At 60.0% G+C, this 19937-nt stretch carries 16 protein-coding genes, 1 pseudogene and 1 riboswitch; of the genes and pseudogenes, 11 read left to right on the plus strand and 6 right to left on the minus strand.

The window, feature by feature from the left end; genetic code table 11:
- The first annotated feature begins 86 nt into the window (after positions 1-86).
- On the plus strand, positions 87-1397 hold the full coding sequence (guaD, locus tag CWM58_RS04035) for a guanine deaminase (protein ID WP_100680295.1): 1311 nt from the start codon (positions 87-89) through the stop codon (positions 1395-1397).
- 108 nt (positions 1398-1505) lie between these two features.
- Here guaD and CWM58_RS04040 read toward each other — a convergent pair whose 3' ends face one another.
- Together CWM58_RS04040 and CWM58_RS04045 are read right to left on the minus strand one after the other, a co-directional pair.
- On the minus strand, positions 1506-2447 hold the full coding sequence (locus tag CWM58_RS04040) for a hypothetical protein (protein ID WP_074385782.1): 942 nt from the start codon (positions 2445-2447) through the stop codon (positions 1506-1508).
- A gap of 124 nt (positions 2448-2571) precedes the next feature.
- Positions 2572-3828: a sensor domain-containing diguanylate cyclase gene (locus tag CWM58_RS04045; RefSeq protein ID WP_100680296.1), complete on the minus strand. Its 1257-nt coding sequence runs from the start codon at positions 3826-3828 to the stop codon at positions 2572-2574.
- 399 nt (positions 3829-4227) lie between these two features.
- Between CWM58_RS04045 and CWM58_RS04050 the strand changes: the two genes are divergently transcribed.
- The 3 genes from CWM58_RS04050 to CWM58_RS04060 all read left to right on the plus strand — a co-directional run bounded on the left by CWM58_RS04050 (position 4228) and on the right by CWM58_RS04060 (position 7569).
- Entirely contained in the window at positions 4228-5268 is a 1041-nt protein-coding gene (locus CWM58_RS04050) for a LacI family DNA-binding transcriptional regulator (RefSeq protein ID WP_061154506.1), read from the plus strand.
- Between the two features lie 191 nt (positions 5269-5459).
- Positions 5460-6383, plus strand: coding sequence for a TIM barrel protein (locus CWM58_RS04055; RefSeq protein ID WP_022065965.1), 924 nt, complete (start codon positions 5460-5462; stop codon positions 6381-6383).
- A 13-nt stretch (positions 6384-6396) separates the two neighbouring features.
- On the plus strand, positions 6397-7569 hold the full coding sequence (locus CWM58_RS04060; protein ID WP_100680297.1) for a Gfo/Idh/MocA family protein: 1173 nt from the start codon (positions 6397-6399) through the stop codon (positions 7567-7569).
- A gap of 37 nt (positions 7570-7606) precedes the next feature.
- On the opposite strand, the gene CWM58_RS04065 is transcribed toward CWM58_RS04060, so the two are convergent.
- The 3 genes and pseudogenes from CWM58_RS04065 to CWM58_RS04075 all read right to left on the minus strand — a co-directional run.
- Complete coding sequence (locus tag CWM58_RS04065) at positions 7607-8713, minus strand: DUF4056 domain-containing protein (protein ID WP_100680298.1); 1107 nt, start codon at positions 8711-8713, stop codon at positions 7607-7609.
- A 65-nt stretch (positions 8714-8778) separates the two neighbouring features.
- On the minus strand, positions 8779-9723 hold the full coding sequence (locus tag CWM58_RS04070) for a hypothetical protein (protein ID WP_012541648.1): 945 nt from the start codon (positions 9721-9723) through the stop codon (positions 8779-8781).
- An 18-nt stretch (positions 9724-9741) separates the two neighbouring features.
- Positions 9742-10011 (minus strand): annotated as a pseudogene (locus CWM58_RS04075) (glyceraldehyde-3-phosphate dehydrogenase); the annotation flags it as partial.
- A gap of 301 nt (positions 10012-10312) precedes the next feature.
- Positions 10313-10414: riboswitch (TPP riboswitch) on the plus strand.
- A 68-nt stretch (positions 10415-10482) separates the two neighbouring features.
- Between CWM58_RS04075 and tenA the strand changes: the two are divergent.
- The 7 genes from tenA (at position 10483) to CWM58_RS04110 (ending at position 17882) form a co-directional block, all read left to right on the plus strand.
- Positions 10483-11178, plus strand: a complete 696-nt coding sequence (gene tenA, locus CWM58_RS04080) for a thiaminase II (protein ID WP_100680299.1) — start codon at positions 10483-10485, stop codon at positions 11176-11178.
- The gene (locus CWM58_RS04085) at positions 11175-11903 is read left to right on the plus strand and encodes an ABC transporter ATP-binding protein (RefSeq protein WP_100680300.1); all 729 of its coding nucleotides are present in this window, start codon (positions 11175-11177) and stop codon (positions 11901-11903) included. Before tenA ends, CWM58_RS04085 begins: the two co-directional genes overlap by 4 nt.
- Positions 11900-12640, plus strand: coding sequence for an ABC transporter permease (locus CWM58_RS04090; RefSeq protein WP_100680301.1), 741 nt, complete (start codon positions 11900-11902; stop codon positions 12638-12640). The genes CWM58_RS04085 and CWM58_RS04090 overlap by 4 nt, the downstream gene beginning before the upstream one ends.
- Before the next feature lie 24 nt (positions 12641-12664).
- A complete protein-coding gene (locus tag CWM58_RS04095) occupies positions 12665-13600 on the plus strand; it encodes an ABC transporter substrate-binding protein (RefSeq protein ID WP_100680302.1) in 936 nt (311 codons plus the stop codon).
- A gap of 306 nt (positions 13601-13906) precedes the next feature.
- On the plus strand, positions 13907-15292 hold the full coding sequence (locus tag CWM58_RS04100) for a diaminobutyrate--2-oxoglutarate transaminase (RefSeq protein ID WP_008804788.1): 1386 nt from the start codon (positions 13907-13909) through the stop codon (positions 15290-15292).
- A gap of 9 nt (positions 15293-15301) precedes the next feature.
- A complete protein-coding gene (locus CWM58_RS04105; RefSeq protein ID WP_162493254.1) occupies positions 15302-16783 on the plus strand; it encodes a pyridoxal phosphate-dependent decarboxylase family protein in 1482 nt (493 codons plus the stop codon).
- A 205-nt stretch (positions 16784-16988) separates the two neighbouring features.
- The gene (locus CWM58_RS04110) at positions 16989-17882 is read left to right on the plus strand and encodes a LysR substrate-binding domain-containing protein (RefSeq protein ID WP_100680303.1); all 894 of its coding nucleotides are present in this window, start codon (positions 16989-16991) and stop codon (positions 17880-17882) included.
- A 779-nt stretch (positions 17883-18661) separates the two neighbouring features.
- Here the strand turns inward: CWM58_RS04110 and CWM58_RS04115 are convergent.
- Complete coding sequence (locus tag CWM58_RS04115) at positions 18662-19852, minus strand: cytochrome c biogenesis protein DipZ (RefSeq protein ID WP_100680304.1); 1191 nt, start codon at positions 19850-19852, stop codon at positions 18662-18664.
- Between the last annotated feature and the right edge of the window lie 85 nt (positions 19853-19937).

The raw sequence follows: 19937 nt of genomic DNA on the forward strand, positions 1-19937 counted from the left end.
GCGGCGTCTGGCCGCGGCAGTCTGCAAACTGGCACCAATCTTGCTATTTATCACTATTCCCGGAGCGTTAAGAGAAGGCAGGTTCGATGATGGATTACCAGACCGCGGTGCGCGGTGCATTTTTTGATATCGCCGGCGTAGCAGAGACCCCGGATGAGGTGGCCGCCCAGGCCCGCTATCTCGATGATGGCCTGTTGTTCTTGCAGGATGGGAAAATTATCGCGCTACTGCCATGGCAGGAGGGAGAAGCCTTTCTGCAGCCGTTGAAGGGCTATCTCGACCAGCGAGGCAAGCTGCTGTTGCCCGGGTTTGTCGATACCCACATTCACTATCCGCAGACTGAGATGATCGGCGCCTTTGGCGAACAGCTGCTGGAGTGGCTCACCACCTACACCTTCCCGGTGGAGAGCCAGTTTGCCGATGCGGATTATGCGCAGGAGATAGCGCAGTTTTTTGTTAACCAGCTGATTAGCCATGGCACCACCACCGCGCTGGTGTTTTGTACCTTGCACCCGGCTTCGGCCGAGGCGCTGTTCAGCGAGGCGCTGCGTCTGAATATGCGGCTGATCGCCGGAAAAGTGATGATGGATCGCCATGTGCCGGATTATCTGTGCGAAACCGCCGGGGAGAGCTACGAGCAGACCCGTGAGTTGATCCTCCGCTGGCATCAGCGCGGGAGGCTGGGCTATGCCATCACCCCGCGCTTTGCCCCTACCTCGACACCGGCGTTGCTGGAGGCCGTGCAGCGCCTGCGGACTGAGTTTCCCGACACCTGGCTGCAGACACATCTCAGTGAAAACCGCGAGGAGATCGCCTGGGTTAAACAGCTGTGGCCTGAGCATGAGCACTATCTGGATGTCTATCATCACTATCAACTCACCGGCGAACGCAGCGTTTTTGCTCACGGGATCCATCTCGATGATGCCGAGTGGCAGTGCCTGCATGACACCGGGTCCGCCGTCGCCTTCTGTCCGACCTCGAATCTGTTTCTCGGCAGCGGACTGTTCCGCCTGCCCGCTTGCTGGCAGCACCAGGTGCGGATGGGCATTGGCAGCGACGTCGGGGCTGGCACCACCTTCAGCATGCTGCGGACGCTGGGCGAGGCCTACAAGGTAGGGCAACTGCAGAGCTATCGCCTGCGCGCCAGCGAGGCCTTCTATCACGCCACCCTCGGCGGGGCGCGCGCCCTGCGGCTGGAGGAGAAAATTGGCAATTTTCAGCCGGGCAAAGAGGCAGATTTTGTGGTGATTGACCCGGCGGTCACCCCGCTGCAGCGTCTGCGCACAGGCCGCTGCCATGACATTTATGAGCAGTTGTTCGTGCTGATGACCCTGGGAGATGAACGCAATATCAGCGAGACGTGGGTGAATGGCGAGCGGGTGTGGTGTCAGGATTGACCCTCACCCTGGCCCTCTCCCAAAGGGAGAGGGAATCGTCCGATAATCGTTGCGACTCAGGCCCTCTCCCTGAGAGCAGGGAACTGTCCGGCACCAGATTTGAGGTCATCAAAAACTCATTGCCAGGCCTACGCCATAGCCTGTGGTGTTATTGCCGAACATATAGCGCGCCACCAGCCGGGTGCGGGTGATAAAGACCGGGTATTTACTGCTGTCCAGCTCGAGGCCAATCCCCAGGGAGGTCAAACCGGTAAAGCCCAGCGCCCCTCGCTGGTCGCCGAGAAATTCGGTATGCGCCCCCTCCAGAACGTATCGCAGCGGGTTACCCAACAGCGTCCAGTCCGCTATCGGCGCGCGGCGGCGAAGATACAGGCCGAGATTCTCCGCGCTGGCCTCTCCCTGCACCACCTCAGCGCTACTGCCGAAACTTTGCAGATGCATATAGGAGTAACGCAGTTCGGCATCAATATCCTGGGTGGCGGAAAAGCGTTCGTAATCCAGCATCAACGCCCCGCCGAGCCCCCATGCATTGAACCGACCGCCGTCGAGGAATTGCAGATCGGCGTTGGTTTTTCGCTCAATTGCCCAGCTGCCGAGGCGCGCATCGCTGGCCAGGGTACCGAGCATCACATTGACGATCGGCCGCAATACCAGGTTGCCTCCGAGGCTGTCCCGGTGCAGCGAAAAATCCCAGCCGACACCGCCGGTGGTGGTCAGACTGTTCCATTTGGTCGGCACATTCCGCGTCTGTTCGCCATTGCTGACCACAAAGCGCGGGTCGTAACGGCTGTAACCCATCGTACCTTCAAGATACAGCGGGAACGACTCGCTGAGGGTTGCCCCGCCGCCAAACTGGGTGATGGCCAGGTTATGCTTGTCGTTGCTGCCGGAACCAATGTTGAGATCGCTGGCGGTCACGTCAGGGACGACGGTATAGCTCATCAGGGTCAATACGGCATCGGCACGCTGTTTGATGGCGTGGCCGTTCGCCGCCAGCGTCGCTGGCGCAGAAAGCGAAAGTACCGACAGGAGAACGAGAAGACGCACCATATGTCGTTTGCCACCTCAGCGACAGGCTAACAATATTGCCACCCAAATCAGCAGGCTGGCGTTCACTCAGTATAGTCGGTGCGTCAGCCTGCGCGTCCGGCGGGGAGAAAAAGCATTGGGCTGGTCAGGCCGCGCCTCCGCGGCTGTGCAGCAGTTCCACATTTTCAAACGGCATGCGCGAGACCCGGTTGCGCCCATCATTTTTGGCCACATACAGCGCTTTATCGACGCGGGAAAAAAGCTGATCAATCGCTTCCCCGTCATGGTGTTCGGCCACGCCGATGCTCACCGTCACCGACAGCGTCTGATACTCGCTGACCGCCTGGCGGATCCCTTCCGCCAGTATCAGGGCGCGCGCTATCGGCGAATGGGGTAAAAAGAGCAGAAACTCTTCTCCCCCCCAGCGATAAATTTTATCTTCACGATCAACCGACGTTTCCAGAATGCGCGAGATCACCAGCAGGACTTCATCCCCTTTTTGATGACCGTGAATATCATTAATGCTCTTGAAATGATCGATGTCGATTAACAGCAGACAAAAGCCTTGCGCGATAAATGACGGTGCCTCGACGAGGCGATAAAATTCGCGGCGATTAAGCAATCCGGTGAGGGGATCGTGGGCGGCAGAAAATTCCAGCTCTTTTTTCAGATGCACTTCCTCGGTGATATCGTGAATAATACACAACATCAGTCGAATATTATAAAGCACTACGGGCCCGGCGTAGGTTTGGACATGGCGCAGCGTACCGTCGGCTAAAATATGCGTAAAATTAAGCGGTTTATGCCCGCCTGGCATATTGGCAATATTATTCATGATGGGGATCACGTCCCGACCAAGGGTATTAATTTGCCATGTATGTTTATTGCGCATTTCCTCATCGGAATAATGATAAAAACGCAGCGCCGCAATATTGGCATCGACAATTCGGCCATCCTTATTGGGATCGATCAATAGCATCGGCGCGGTATTGGTCATAAAAAAGCGGGCAAAAAAGCCATTGTTGCGCCGCTGGTAGCGGCGGGAGCCGGTGTGAATGGATTGATTTTGCGCCAGCAGCTTCACGGCTTCAAACAGCAGTAAGGTACCGCTGTCGTCAGTCTCAACCAGGGTGGTTTTACAATACACCGACTGCAGGCCCTTCTCAGTCTGTAGCGTCCAGACTTCAAATATCTCGGTCATCGTATCGAGATAGCGAAGATAATGTTGTAACTGTGTTTCAGGACAGGTCGAATAGATACCGTTACGCATCTCCTTCAGCGACATATCGCCGCTCAACGTCCGGGAAACCTGATTGGCATAGACCACACTTTCATTAAAAGGATGGACTACCCATATCGGGGTACTTAATACATCAAAAACAGCCAGTTCTTTTAATAACATACAGGCCCCAAACCGACCAATTCCCGGCGCCGGAGCGACGCACAACGATGAGCGGCCCTGACGCTGGTATAAAGTGATAGCAAAAAGAAACCGAAAACCTTAATGACGCGCGTGCGCGGCAAGTATAGTCGGTTCTGCACGCAGCAACGCCCACCCGAGGCGACTTTGCGCGTGGTTTAACCGACTGGATGCGAAAATGTCTTTTTTATTAATTCTATTTCAACAGCATAGCAGCAATACCAGAACTGGTAGTCGCTTTTGATCACAGAGTGTGTATATCGGTCTTACCCCCCAGTTGGCTGCGTATTGGCTTTGTCCAGGACGCCCGCGTTGCGGCTTTTATGCCCAGACTAATCGTGATAGTTTCTATCATAACTCTCATCACAAACGGCCATCACAGTGAAAAAAAACGCTACCAAAATCACACTTGCCGATATCGCTCGTGAAGCCAAAGTCGGTATTGCCACCGTCGACCGGGTGCTGAACAAGCGTGCGGCGGTGAAGGAGTCCACGGCATTCAGCGTACTGGAGGCGGCACGACGGCTGGGGTTTACCCTCGAGCAACCCCACTATCGTCTGGCGGCGGGTAAAGCGCCGGTCACGGTCAGAATGGGTTTTATCCTGCTGCAAGAGACCCACTCCTTCTACCTGCCGCTGGCCCGAGCGCTGACGCGCGAGGCCGCCCCATGGCTACCGGCAGGCCAGGCGCCGGTGATACTGCATTTTGCCATCGATGCGGTGGAAGCGATGGCTCAGGCCATTCACCGGCTAAGTGACGAGGTGGACGTGTTAGGCCTGGTGGCGCTGGATCACCCGCTGATTCGCCACGCAGTCGCCCGGGCCGCCGCCCGCGGCGTTCGCGTGTTCACCCTGCTTTCGGATCTGTCGGTCCCCCAGCGCAGCGGATATATCGGCCTCGATAATCAAAAAGCCGGGCGCACCGCCGCCTGGTTTATCGAGCGCTTATGCCGCGGGGATGGTGAAATAGGTATTATCATTGGCGACAATCGTTTTACCTGTCAGGAAAGCTGTGAGATCAGCTTCCGCTCCTGCCTGCGTGAACAAGGCATGGGGCAGCAGATCCTGGAGCCGGTTCGCAGCCATGAACGGGCGGATATCGCCAGGACCGTGACGGAGCAGATGCTGAGTCAGTACCCGGCCCTGCAGGCGATCTATGCCCCCTGCGGCGGCGTCGAAGGCATTGTCGAGGCGCTGCGCGACAGCGGCCGTCAGCAGGCGATCACCCTGGTCTGCCACGGCCCGCTAAACGACAGTGAACTGGCGCTGATCGATGGCACCATCGACATCATGCTTAACCACCGGCTGGAGGCGTTTGCCGCTGCCACGCTACGCACCATAACGGACGCGGTTTCTCGCTCGCACAGCGAGGTGATTTCTCTCCCTCAGCCTTTCGATATCATCACCAAAGAAAATATGTAAATTCCCGGCCCCGCCGCCGCCGGGGCCAGTTAACGGGCAGACCGCGCCCGCCCTCAATTTGATAAAAAACTATCAAAAACAACATCAATTCAAAGCATGATGCCCATCAAAAAATCATCATTCCATCATTGTTGAGAATGAAATATTTATTCAATACTCAGCGGCACCCCCTGTGTAAAAAGGAAGCCAACATGACACTCTCTATCGCCAATGCCCCCTGCAGCTGGGGCGTGGATGACCCAAAAAACCCTGACCTTCCCGCCTGGGCTACCGTGTTGAAGGAGGCGGCGCAGGCCGGCTATCGCAGCATTGAGCTTGGGCCCTGGGGCTACCTGCCCACCGACCCGGCCAGCCTGCGCGCGGCGCTGGAGCAGCATCAGTTGTCGCTGGTAGCCGGTACGATCTTTGACGATCTGGTCAGCGAGGCCCATTTCCCCACCCTGGTGGCGCTGACGCATCAGATCTGCCGCAATCTGTCGCAGGTTCCGGCCGCCGAACCCACGCCAGGGCATCCTGTTCAGCCGCCTTACCTGGTGATTATTGATTTCGGCAACCCTGAGCGAGCGCGCTTTGCCGGGCGTAGCGCGCTCGCTCCGCGACTCGATGACAAAGACTGGCAGCGCATGATGGCGCACATTACCGCCCTCAGTACCCTCGCCTGGCAGGAGTATGGCGTCCGGGCGGTTATCCATCCCCATGCCGGGGGCTGCATCGAATTTGCAGATGAAATCGAGCGGCTGGCGAACGATATTCCGCACGACGTCGCGGGATTGTGTCTGGACACCGGGCATCTCTACTACGCCGGTATGGATCCGCTCGACTGGCTGGATCGCTATTACGCGCGACTCGACTACCTGCACTTCAAGGATGTGGATCCGCAGGTTTACCAGCGCGCCCTCGCCGAGGGCATCGACTTTTTCACCGCCTGCGCCGAAGGGGTAATGTGCCCGCTCGGCAGCGGCGCCATTGACTATCCGGCCATCAAAGACTTTCTCGCCCGTCGGGGGTATCAGGGCTGGATAACCATTGAACAAGAGCGTGATCCGCGCCATGCCGCAGGCAGCCTGCAGGCGGTCACGGAAAGTCTGCGCTATCTGCGCGACGTGGGATTCTGACAGGAGACGCAACATGATTAACGGTTTAAAACCTCTCGACCGCACCCTGCGCTGGGGCATGGTCGGCGGCGGCGGCAGCAGCCAGATCGGCTATATTCACCGCTCAGCGGCGCTGCGTGATAATACCTTTACGCTGCTGGCCGGCGCCTTTGATATTGATGCCGAGCGCGGACGCCAGTTCGGCCAACAGCTGGGGGTGGATCCCGAACGTTGTTACGCCGACTACCAGAGCCTGTTCCGCGGTGAAGCGGAGCGTCCGGACGGCATTCAGGCGGTGTCGATTGCTACACCAAATAACACCCATTATGCCATCTGCCGGGCGGCGCTGGAGGCCGGGCTGCACGTGGTGTGCGAAAAGCCGCTGTGCTTCAGCAGCGAGGAAGCTGACGAACTGGTGGCGCTCAGCCAGCGGCAGCACAAGATCATCGGGGTGACCTACGGCTATGCCGGCCACCAGTTGATCCTGCAGGCCCGGCAGATGATCGCCGACGGGCTGCTGGGCGACATCCGTATCGTCAATATGCAGTTTGCCCACGGTTTTCACGCCCAGCCGGTGGAACTGGAAAACGCCAGTACCCGCTGGCGGGTCGATCCTCGCTTTGTCGGCCCCAGCTATGTTCTGGGCGACCTGGCCACTCATCCGCTGTTTCTGGTTGAAACCATGGCCCCGCAGCTGAACATCACCCGGCTGATGTGCGCCAGACAAAGCTTCATCAAAAGCCGCGCGCCGCTGGAAGATAACGCCCATGTGCTGATGGAGTATGACAACGGCGCCGTTGGCTCGCTGTGGAGCTCCGCCGTTAACTGCGGCTCCATGCACGGGCAAAAGGTGCGTATCGTCGGTGAAAAAGCCAGTCTCGAATGGTGGGATGAACAGCCCAACCAGCTGCGCTATGAAATCCAGGGAGAGCCGGTGCGCATCCTCGAGCGCGGCATGGACTACCTCGATCCGCTGGCGCGTCAGGATGACCGCATCGGCGGCGGTCATCCGGAGGGGCTGTTTGAGGCATGGTCGAATCTCTATCGCCGTTTCGCCATCGCCATGGATGCCGCCGACCGTCGCGACGAAGCGCTGCTGGCCGACTTCTGGTATCCGGACGCTCGCGCCGGCGCGTTCGGCGTGCGCTGGGTGGAAAACTGCGTACGGTCTGCCGACAACGGCGCCTGCTGGGTCGACTTCCGCTAACTCACTGGCTCAGGGCGCTCGCCCTGAGCCTTTACGGCTATTTTTCAATTCGTGACAGCTGGGTCTTGTCCGCCTCACGTGCGCTATCCGCCAGCGCCTGGAACGCTCCGGCGCCATAGTATTGCGCGGGAACCGGCAGCGCCTGCATATCGTGCCCTGGGTAGATCTGCAGTTCGCCGAGGTCGCGTAAGCGGAACCCCCCAACCTGCTCAGGCATGGTCAGGCGATACGGCGGCAGGGTTTCGAAAGGGACCGGCGTCGGCAGCCGATTTTCCTGCAGATCGTAGTTACGTTTCAGCACCAGAAACTTATCCGGCACCCGCCGGTGACTGTTCCACCAGTCGCCGTCGATCCGCTGAAACATCGCTTCCGTCTCCCCTCGCGTCGCCACCATCAGTCGGGTCAGCGCCTGTTTCAGCGCCGCATCCATGGCCTGGTTATAGTCTTCCAGCGAACCACCGTGGCCGCTGAGGATCACGTTAATCGCCAGCCTGGCGCCGAGTAAATTGGAGTAGAGATCCTCTGGCGAAAAAGCGGAGATCTCCTCAGAAAACCCGGGGACCGACTGGAAGCCATACCACTGGGCAATCTCATGCCATTGGGCAATTTCGAAGGCCAGATGACCCGCCAGCCAGGCGGCCAGCTGATAGCGCTGCCTGACGCCCACCGGCGGCGTAAAGGCATTCAGCTGAACCCGACGCACGCCCAGCTCTTCACTGTAGAAGATCCGCCCCGCCTGGCCCAGCGTCGGCGCAATACGATTGAACAGATAGAAGGTGTAGTCCGCCGTATCGCGCACATGGGCGATATCAATAAACCCGCCGCGACGGGTATAGATGAGCCCGTTCTGCTCCTCGCTGAGCCCCAGCAGGTTTTTCACCGCCCCGAACGCGCTGTCGTTGTAATGGTGCTTGCCCAGCGTATCCAGGGTCAGCACATTGCCAATCTGGTATACCGGGATCGGGATGCCCACCGCGCGCACGTGCAGGTCGTAACCAAAAGCGCAGCACGGTCGCAGCGACTCCGGCGGCGGCAGCTCACCCAGGGTGGGCACCGGATGGATCGCCGTCACAGCGTGCAGCACCGGATCCTGCGCCAGCGCCGGCAGCGACAGTGTAAACAGCAGCCATAAGGCTTTACGCATCAACAGCCTCTCCACAACAACAAAAGAGCGCGCATCTTACCGGCAGATGGCGCCAGCAGTTTTAGTTAAAAACGGTATTCACCGGAGACAAAGAAGCTATTGCGCTCGTTAAAACCAAATTCAGTCAGCACGTTAAAGTTTTTGGTGACTTCATACTGGGCGCCAATCAGCATATTCCAGGGCGAGGTCAGCTTCTGCTTGACGTCGAATTTCCCCTCGCCGTCTTTATTGACCGCGGCAATCAGGGGCTGAAGCTCTGGCGGCATATGCAGGTCGGCCAGATCGCCTTTAAACTCCTGCTGCACGTCCTGATACATGCTCCCGACCCACAGGCTGAGGTGGGACGGTCCGTCGATCCCCTGAAAACTGAAGCGGTAACCGACGCGCGGCGAGACAGTGACCGCCGAGATGCTGCCGTCGAGAATATCGAAATCGGTACGGGTGTAGTTAGTGTCTACTAACCCGAACCAGTTGCCGTATCCCCCGGCGAGCGTAAAGCCGGTTCCCCAGGTGGTTCCTTTGAAATCAAGCGTAAAATCAATATCCTGCAGTTTTCCGCTCTGATAAAGCTGGTGAACCGCGCCGGCGATCACCCGATCCAGACCGCGAAACTGCGAAGGATCCGAATCCACGGAGACCTGGGAGACCGACGACCCGCGGGTATGCCCCACCAGCCCGTAAACGTTGAGAAACGGAAAGACCCACATATCGAGGCGCAGGTTTTCGGTTTTGCTCTTCTCGCGGGTGTGCCCGGCATCGATGGCGAACATATCGCTGGGAATGGGATGGTTGCCCAGCTTAAGCCCGGAAAAGGTAATACTGTCGACCATGATATCCTGACGGATATTCATATAGCTCAGGTTGACGCCGTAGGGTAACGGGATCGAATACCCCCGGGCGCGAGCCTCATCGCCCCATATCGGAAAATAGCTGTCGCTCTCGCTCTGCTCCGCGGCCGACGCGCCACAGGCCGCCAACAGCAGCGTTAACACCGTTCCGGATGCTCTCATTGTTATTCTCATGTGTAGTTATAAACCCGAACCGACATTGAAATAGACCGCCTGCTCATGCTCACTGAACGCCACGTCAATCCCGGTACGCAAACCGTACTGCCGTGCAATCAGGTAACGAAAACCGGCCCCCCATGCCACCTCTGACTGTTCCCCTAGCGCGCCCGCCGTGTCAGCGACGCTCCCCGCGCCAACGAATCCCTGCAGGATCCAGCGCGGGGTGAACGCCCAGGCCTGCTGGGTTTGCGCCGTGACCACGTCGTCACCCTGATAGCGGTAACGCGAAATAGGGACATCAAAGGGTTTTCATGGTGGATGAATGATTGATTAATGGCCCGCGACCGCCAGTGCGGACAACAGGAATTTCATGCTCACTCCGGGGCTTTGGGGCGCGCACAACACGCGTGGCGAACAGGATTATCACAACGGGATAATGAAAATATAACGTAAGAGAATAATGCTCACCAACGCGCAGCCGCCTGTTTTTTGGTTATTTTTATACGAAAAAGTGCTGGCTATCACAGAAAAATGCCATCGCAATACAGGACAGCGCGGTGATTGTATTCAAAAGGTGAATGTCGTATAACATAGCGCTACCGAGGGGTGTCCCGTGAGGGCTGAGATGGCGCAAGCCGAACCCTTTGAACCTGATCTGGGTCATGCCAGCGAAGGGACGGGTCGGCAATTTTGCCTGCATTACCGCCATTGCCTGTTCACACCCCTGCACGCCCGGATCTCCCCTGAATGACTGGAGGTCCTGTGATTGTTCCCGCGTTTAGCCATGGTCTTTACGGCCGTTTACGCCAGCTGGCCACCGCTGACTGGCAGCACTATGTGGCGCATCCTTTCGTCCAGCAGCTTGCCGAGGGCACCCTGGCGGAAAGCGCGTTTCGTCGCTACCTGACCCAGGATTATCTGTTTCTGATCCACTTTGCCCGCAGCTACGCGCTGCTGGTGAGTAAACTGCGCACGCTGCCGGAGATGCGGGCCGCGGCCGCCTCAATGAACGCCATCCTCAACGAACTGCCGCTGCACGTCGGTTACTGCGCCCGGTGGGGCATTAGCGAGCAGGAGATGGCTACCCAGCCTGAAGCGCCGGAAACCATTAACTATACTCGCTACGTGCTGGATATTGGCCACTCGGGTGACGCGCTGGATCTGCTGGTCGCGCTGATGCCCTGCGTGGCCGGTTATGCGGAAATCGGTCTCGGCCTGCTGCAGCATCCCGCCACCCGACTGGACGATAACCCCTACGCCTCGTGGATCCGCAACTATGGCGATGAAGGCTATCTGCACGGCGTCAACGCCGCGCTGGCGCTGCTGGAAACGGTGTGGCAGCAGCGCGGGAGCGAGGCCCGGATCACTGAGCTGAGCGAGATTTTCACCACCGCCACCCGCCTTGAGGCGCAGTTCTGGCAGATGGGCCTCAACGCGACGGCGGAGACCCGGGCGTGACGGCGCCGGGTATTGAGGTCCGTGGCCTGAGCCTGCATTTCGGCGACCGTCGGCTGTTCGACAACCTGTCGTTTACGGTCCCCGGCGGGCAGTGGGTGTCGCTGCTCGGCGCCAGCGGGGCTGGCAAAACCAGCCTGCTGAGGGTAATGGCCGGTCTGGCGCCCGCCACCCGTGGAGCGGTGGTCGCCAGCGATGGGCAGCCGATTCAGGGCCGTCTGGCGTGGATGGGGCAGAAAGATCTGCTCTACCCCTGGCTGAGCGTCCGGGACAACGTCGCCCTCGGCGCGCGGCTGCGCGGTGAAAAAGTCGATCGCGCCCGGGTCGCCGCCCTGCTTGAGCAGGTGGAGCTCTCGTCCTGCGCCGACGCCCGGCCGGCAACCCTCTCCGGCGGCATGCGTCAGCGCGCCGCGCTGGCCCGCACCCTGTATGAGGACCGACCCATCGTGCTGATGGATGAGCCTTTCTCGGCGCTGGATACCCTCACCCGCACGCGCATTCAAACCCTGGCAGCCACCCTGCTGGCTGGTCGCACGGTGGTGCTGATCACCCACGATCCGCAGGAGGCCTGCCGGCTGAGCCACCGCCTGCTGGTCCTCTCGGCGGCCGACGGCGACATCGATGACAGCCATCACCTCGTCGGCACACCTCCGCGCGCGCCGGACGCGCCCGATCTCTTGAACAGCCAGGCCGCCCTGCTGCAGCAACTGATGAGGGCTCATCCATGACCGGACGTCTCTGGCGGGGCAGCATGGTGTTCTGCGGGTTGATGATCCTCTGGGGTCTGGCCAGCCGCAGCGGTATTCCTCACTTTCTTTTACCCTCCCCGATGGCGGTCGCCGAGGCGCTGTGGGTCAATCGCGCCTATCTCGGCTGGCATACGCTTATCACGCTCAGTGAGATCCTGAGCGGCCTGGCGCTGGGCGTAACGCTCGGCGTCACCCTGGCGCTGGGCATGATCCTCTCTCCGCACCTGCAGCGCTGGCTGATGCCGCTGGTGCTCACCAGTCAGGCGATTCCGGTCTTTGCCCTCGCCCCGCTGCTGGTGCTCTGGCTGGGCTTTGGCATGAGCGCCAAAGTGGCAATGGCCGTGCTGGTGATTTTCTTTCCGGTGACTTCCGCCTTCTTTGATGGCTTGCGACGGGTCAACCAGGAATATCTCGATCTGGCGCGCAGCATGAACGCCTCCTTTGGCGCTCAGCTGCGGCATGTCCGCCTGATGGCAGCCCTGCCCGCGCTGGGCTCGGGCCTGCGGATGGCGGCGGCGGTGGCGCCCATCGGCGCGATTATTGGCGAATGGGTCGGCTCCGCTGAGGGGCTGGGCTACGTCATGCTCAATGCCAATGCGCGGCTGCAAACCGATATCTGCTTCGCCGCGCTGTTTATTTTAGTGCTACTGACCCTCCTGCTGTGGCTGGCGGTAGATACCCTGCTGCACCGGCTGATCGACTGGTCACCGGAATAAAGATGAAGTAATAAAGGAAAACAGATGAAAAAGTCGCTTTTCGCCGGGGCAACCCTGACGGCCCTGTTCAGCGGCCACGCGCTGGCCAATGAACCGCTGACGCTGGTGCTGGACTGGTACATTAACCCCGACCATGCGCCGATTATGGTGGCCGAGCAGATCGGCGCCTTTAAGGCTCAGGGGCTGGACGTCAAGATTGTCCCTCCCTCCGATCCTGCGTTGCCTCCCCGCATGGTGGCCGCCCGTCAGGCGGATCTGGCCATCACCTACCAGCCGCAGGTGCACTTCTTCGCTGACGAAGGGTTACCGTTGGTGCGCGTCGGAACCCTGATTAACTCGCCGTTGAACACAGTGATCGCCCTGGATAAGCACATCAAAACTCCGGCAGACCTGCAAGGCAAGAAGGTGGGCTACTCGGTCAGCGGCATTGAGCAGGCCACCCTGTCGACCATGGCGCAACACGCGGGTATCGATCCGGCCAGCATCAAACTGGTTAACGTCAATTTCCAGCTGACCAGCGCCTTGCTGGCGGGCCAGGTGGACGCGGTCATCGGCGGCTATCGTAATATAGAAGCGCAGGAGCTGAAGCTGCAGGGCAAAACGCCGGTGGTGATGAACGTCGAAGATTATGGCGTACCGACCTATGACGAGCTGGTGATTGTCGCCCATCGCGACGCGATTCATGAGTCCAGGATCCGTAAATTCCTCACCGCCCTGCAGGCCGGGGTGAGCTATCTGCGCGCCCACCCGCAGGAGAGCTGGGAGGCGTTTGCCGCCGCCCACCCGGAGCTGAAAACCGAGCTCAACCACCAGGCGTGGCTGCAAACCGTGCCGCTGTTCGCCACCGATCCGGCGGCACTGGATAAACCGCGCTACGAAGCTTATGAACAGTTTTTATATAACAATAAGTTGGTGAAAAAAGTCACACCTTTAACAAATTATGCGGTTGAACTGCATTGAGTCTTGCTATCGCTGACGGAAGGCATTCCGTCAGCGCTTTAACGCAGCGGCAATAAAAATATAGAGACTTTCTCACTAATAATTACACTTTAAAGGGTTATCGTGACACGCAGTTGTTCTATTATAATTCAGCAGGTTACGTTAATTATTACCCCGGTAAGAATAACGTCAAAATAGCGCAATCAATAAAACGTTGAATGCGGATTTAAAAAGCCATATATTGTGCGCGCTTTATGAATGCCAATTCAATTCCTTAGACCAATTATTCAACCAGCGTTCAACCGCAATGCTGGTTGTGGGAGTGATATGATGACGGATAAAGTCCGTATTGATACTTTACGTGCCGATTTATTAGACGCAAACAACGAAACCTTTTTGGCCCGTCAGGCCGAATTCGAATCGAATGTCAGGAGTTACCCGCGTAAGTTACCGCTGGCTATCACTAAAGCTGAAGGCGTGTGGCTGACGGATGCGGATAACAAACAGTACCTGGACTGCCTCGCGGGCGCCGGTACTCTCGCTCTGGGCCACAACCACCCTGATGTATTGCAGAGCATCCAAAGTGTCATTACCAGCGGCTTGCCGTTACATACCCTCGATCTGACTACCCCGTTAAAAGATCGTTTCTCCGAATACCTGCTCTCTTGCCTGCCGGGCGAAGGGAAAGAGTATTGCCTGCAGTTCACCGGTCCTTCCGGCGCTGACGCCGTGGAAGCTGCGCTGAAACTGGCGAAAAAATACACTGGCCGTACGGCGGTGATCAGCTTCTCCGGCGGCTATCACGGGATGACCCATGGCGCGCTGTCCGTCACTGGCAACCTGTCGCCGAAAGCAGCGGTTAACGGCATGATGCCGGAAGTCCAGTTCATGCCTTACCCGCACCTGTATCGTTGCCCGCTGGGCATCGGCGGCGAAGCCGGCGTGAAAGCCCTGACCTACTACTTCGAAAACCTGATCAACGACGTGGAGAGCGGCGTCCGTAAACCGGCGGCGGTGATCCTCGAAGCCGTGCAGGGTGAAGGCGGCGTGAACCCGGCGCCGGTCGAGTGGCTGCAGCGCATCCGCAAAGTGACCGAAGAGCATGGCATTCTGCTGATCGTCGATGAAGTGCAGGCTGGCTTTGCCCGTACCGGTAAATTCTTCGCCTTCGAGCACGCCGGTATCCAGCCGGACATCATCGTGATGTCGAAAGCGGTCGGTGGCGGTCTGCCGCTGGCGGTGCTGGGCATTAAAAAACAGTTCGACGCCTGGGAACCGGGTCACCACACCGGCACCTTCCGCGGCAACCAGCTGGCGATGGCTACCGGTCTGACCACCCTGCGTCACCTGCGCGACAACAAGATCGCCGACAAAGTCGCTGCCCAGGGCGAGTGGCTGAAAGGCAAACTGGCCGAGCTGCAGAAACGCTACCCGGTCATTGGCCACGTACGTGGTCTTGGTCTGATGATCGGTATCGAAATCGTCAAGCCGAACGAAGCTCAGGATCACATGGGCTGCTACCCGGCTGACGGCGAACTCTCTGCCCTGCTGCAGAAGAAATGCTTCGAAGCGGGCCTGATCCTCGAGCGCGGTGGTCGTCACGGCTGCGTGCTGCGTCTGCTGCCGTCCCTGCTGATCAGCAACGCGGAACTGGATGTGTTCCTTGACAAATTTGAACAGGCCCTGCTGGCCGCCGGCGTAAAGCCGGTCTGAGTGGAGTCAGTGACCACCATGTCCACATTGAATCCGATTCTTGCTGGTTCAGCGCAGAGCGTTGAGGCCTATCAGCAGGTTATCGAGCAGACCAGCCAGGCCGTTGTGCAGTGGCTGAAGCAACCTGAGATGTATCAGGGGAAAAGCGTTGACGAGCTGCGTGAGCGTATCTCCCTTGAATTTAACGAACAGGGTTTGGGTAACCAGGCGGCGATTGATCGTGCGATCGAGTACTTCCTGAAAGACAGCCTGTCGGTGCATCACCCGCAGTGCGTGGCGCACCTGCACTGCCCGAGCCTGGTGATTAGCCAGGCGGCGGAAGTGTTGATCAACGCCACCAACCAGAGCATGGATTCCTGGGACCAGAGCCCGTCGGCAACCATCATTGAGATGAAGCTGATTGAATGGCTGCGCGCCCGGGTCGGTTATCCGGCTGGCGACGCCGGCGTCTTCACCAGCGGCGGCACCCAGAGCAACCTGATGGGCCTGATGCTGGCGCGCGACGCCTTCTTCGCCCGTCAGGGGCACTCTATCCAGCAGGATGGGCTGCCGGGGGATATCCGCAAGTACAAAGTATTGTGCTCGGAAAACGCCCACTTCTCGGTGCAGAAGAACATGGCGCTGATGGGCCTCGGCTACCGCTCGGTCACGCTGGTGAAAACCGACGAATTCGCGCGGATGGACGTGTCCGATCTGAAGGCGAAGATTGCGCAAGCGCAGGCTAACGGCGAGCAGATCATGGCGATCGTCGCCACCGCCGGCACCACCGACGCTGGGGCTATCGACCCGCTGCGCGACATCGCCGGTATCGCCGCGGAACATCAGATCTGGCTGCACGTTGACGCAGCCTGGGGCGGCGCGCTGCTGCTGTCTGAGCAGTATCGCGACTACCTTGACGGTCTGGAGCTGGTGGATTCCGTTACCCTGGACTTCCACAAGCAGTTCTTCCAGACCATCAGCTGCGGCGCCTTCCTGCTGAAGGACGCGCGCCATTACGAGCTGATGCGTTATCAGGCGGCCTATCTGAACTCCGAGTTCGATGAAGAACACGGCGTACCGAACCTGGTGTCTAAGTCGCTGCAGACCACCCGTCGCTTCGATGCGCTGAAGCTGTGGATGGGTCTCGAAGCGCTGGGCCAGAAACAGTATGCGGCGATCATCGATCACGGCGTCACGATGGCGAAAAACGTGGCGGAGTACGTGAAGTCGCAGCCGACGCTGGAGCTGGTGATGCAGCCGCAGTTGGCGAGCGTGCTGTTCCGTTCCCGTCCGGCGCAGATGGCGCAGAGCGACGCGGCGGCTATCGCCCTGCTCAACCAGCGTGTCGGCGATGCTCTGCTGGCTTCCGGCCGCGCTAACGTTGGCGTGACCGAGCACAACGGTGTCACCTGCCTGAAGCTGACCCTGCTGAACCCGGTGGTGACGCTGGATGACGTGAAGGTGCTGCTGAACCTGGTGGAACGCACCGCTCAGGAGCTGCTGGCGCAATAACCTGCCTTAGCGAGGCGGCGCCTGCCGTCCCGCTGTCAGCCTTGCCTGCAATAAGCCGATAATGTCCTTATCGGCTTTTTTATTTTTTTCCGCGCCACTGACGTTCTCTGCTCCCTGGCTGGTCGCAGGGCCCGTTGACGCCTGCCTTTCGCGATGCCACAGTACTATCCCGAGAATAACAACGTTCAGGATAAACATCCTGAAAATGAGGATGATGATGGAGAAACGCTTACCGGGGCTGGATCTCGACGCCCTGCGCAGCTTTGTGACCGGCATGGAGTGCGGCAGCTTCGCCCAGGCAGCGCAGCGCCTGTCGCGTTCCACTTCCGCCGTCAGCGCCCAGCTTAAAAAGCTGGAGAGCCAGTGCGGTGCGGCGCTGGTGGCCAAACAGGGGCGGCATCTGGTGCTCACCGCGGAAGGCGAAAAGCTGATGAGCTACGCCAGACGACTGCTGGCGCTCAATGATGAAACCCTGCGCGCGCTGCAGGGCGAGCGGCTCACTGGCGAGATCCACCTTGGTATGCAGGAAGATTTTGGCGAATCGCTGATGCCGGGGATCCTTGGGCAGTTTAAACGGCACCATCCGCAGGTGCGGATAGTCGCCAGGGTGGATCGCAATGGTCCGCTGCGCCAGGCGCTGGCGGAGGATACGCTGGATCTGGCGCTGCTGTGGCAAACCGAAGATCAGGGCCCCGGGCTGGGTCGCTGCCCGCTGGCGTGGATTGCGCATCCTGACCTGGATATTCGTGCTCTGCTGGCGTCCGGCGAGCCGCTGCCGCTGGTGATGTTCGATAGCCCGTGCCTGATGCGCTCTCGCGCTATTGCCTGTCTCGATGCCGCGGGGATCCCCTGGCAGGTGGTGTTCGTCAGCCACAGCCTGAACGGCATCTGGGCGGCGGTACAGGCTGGCCTGGGGCTGACGATACGCACCCGCATCGGCATGCCCGGCAACCTGCGCACCGTCGCCGGGCTGCTGCCATCGCCAGGGAGCCTGGCCGTTAACCTGCAACAAACCCCGCGAGAGGGACAGCATTCCGCCGCCGTGGCGCTGCTCGGCGAACTGATGGCCGAGGCCCTGCAGGGGTGGGTCGAGATGTGACGGTGTCACGCTACTTCCATTCACCCTCACCCTAACCCTCTCCCTGAAGGGAGAGGGAACCGTCCGGCAGTCACCGGCAATAGGCATCCAGCGCCTCTCCCGCTTCAATGCCCGGTGGCGGCTGCGCCTTACCGGGCCTACATTCTTCCTGCGCGCTCCTGTAGGCCGGGCAAGCGCAGCGCAGCGCCGCCCGGCAATGGGCATCCAGCGCCTCTCCCGCTTCGATGCCCGGTGGCGGACCGGGCCTACATTCTCCCTGCGCACTCCTGTAGGCCGGGCAAGCGTAGCGCCGCCCGGCAATGGGCATTCTGCGCCGTTCCCGCTTCAATGCCCGGTGGCGGCTGCGCCTTACCGGGCCTACATTCTTCCTGCGCACTCCTGTAGGCCGGGCAAGCGCAGCGCCGCCCGGTAATGGGCATCCAGCGCCTCTCCCGCTTCGATGCCCGGTGGCGGACCGGGCCTACATTCTCCCTGCGCGCTCCTGTAGGCCGGGCAAGCGTAGCGCCGCCCGGCAATGGGCATTCTGCGCCGTTCCCGCTTCAATGCCCGGTGGCGGACCGGGCCCACATTCTCCCTGCGCGCTCATGTAGGCCGGGCAAGCGCAGCGCCGCCCGGCAATGGGCATCCAGCGCCGTTCCCGCTTCAATGCCCGGTGGCGGCTGCGCCTTACCGGGCCTACATTCTTCCTGCGCGCTCCTGTAGGCCGGGCAAGCGCAGCGCCGCCCGGCATCAGGTATAGGGGTTCGAGGGATCCGTCCGCCAGTCACCTGCGCCGAGGGTCAGGCTTTGCTCTCCTGCAGTAGCTGCTGGATCACCTGCTCCTGGCGGGCATAATCCCCTTCGCCGAAGGCGGTATAACGCAGCTGTCCGCGAGCGTCGAAAATGTAATGCGCCGGCCAGTACTGATTGCCGAAGGCGTTCCAGATGGCGTACTCATTATCTGCCACCACCGGGTAGGTTATCCGCCAGTCCTTCACCGCCTGGCGCAGCAGAGGCAGCGAACGCTCCCAGGGATATTCCGGGGTATGGACGCCAATCACCACCAGCCCGGCCGCGCGGTATTTGTTCGCCCAGTCGCGTACGTAAGGCAGGGTATGCTGACAGTTGATGCACTCTCGGGTCCAGAAATCCACCAGCACCACTTTGCCCTTCAGACGCTCCGGGGTTAACGCCGGGCTGTTGAGCCACGCGCTGCCTCCCGCCAGGGAGGGCATCGCGCTGCTGGGCTGCGGCGCGGCGATGGGCTGGAGGATGGTCTTTTGCTCCGGCTGCGGCAGACGGGCGGCCAGCCGCTGCTCCAGCGCCTGACTCCATCCTTCCGCGCTTTGCAGATAGCGATCGCCGCCGCTGGCGATCAGCGCCACCGAGGCCAGCATCGCCATCCCCGCCAGCCGGCGCAGCCGTTCGCCGAACGCCAGCCCGCGACGCAGTCGGGCGATCAATGCTGCACCACACCACCCCAGCAGGAATAACATCAGCGCCCCGCCGCTGCCGTAGGCCAGCAGCAAGCCGCCAGTGGTCGCCTGGCCCGGATGCACAAAGCCCAGGCTGAGTATCGCCCCCAATACCGGCCCGGCGCACGGGGCCCACAGCAGGCCCACCGCCAGCCCGGCCAGCAGCGATCCGATCCAGCCGCGCTGGCGTGAGCTGGCGTTGTTAAGCTGATTTCCCAGCGCCACCAGGGGTGAGGTCAGCCGCTGCGCGACGCGCTGCGAAAGCAGGCTCAGCCCGACAAGGGCGAAGAACGCCAGCGCCAGGCCGCGGCCAGCCAGAGTCAAATTCACCACCCAGCCGCTGGCGACCGTCACCAGCCACGAAACCGCGCCGAACATCAGCGCCATTCCAGCCAGCATAATCGCCAGCTGCCCCCGGCGGCCCCGGACGCTGGCGAACAGCAGCGGGATCACCGGCAGCGTACAGGGGCTCAGCAGGGTTAACATTCCGCCCAAAAATGCAATTAATATCGACATCGCCTTCTCCTCATTATGCCGTCGCTGCCGAGAGTGGCAGCCACGACATTACAGCAAGGCCATGTAAGGCGAATGTGTCGGGATA

This window comes from Klebsiella sp. H-Nf2 (assembly GCF_002806645.1).
Classification (GTDB): Bacteria; Pseudomonadota; Gammaproteobacteria; order Enterobacterales; family Enterobacteriaceae; genus Klebsiella; species Klebsiella variicola.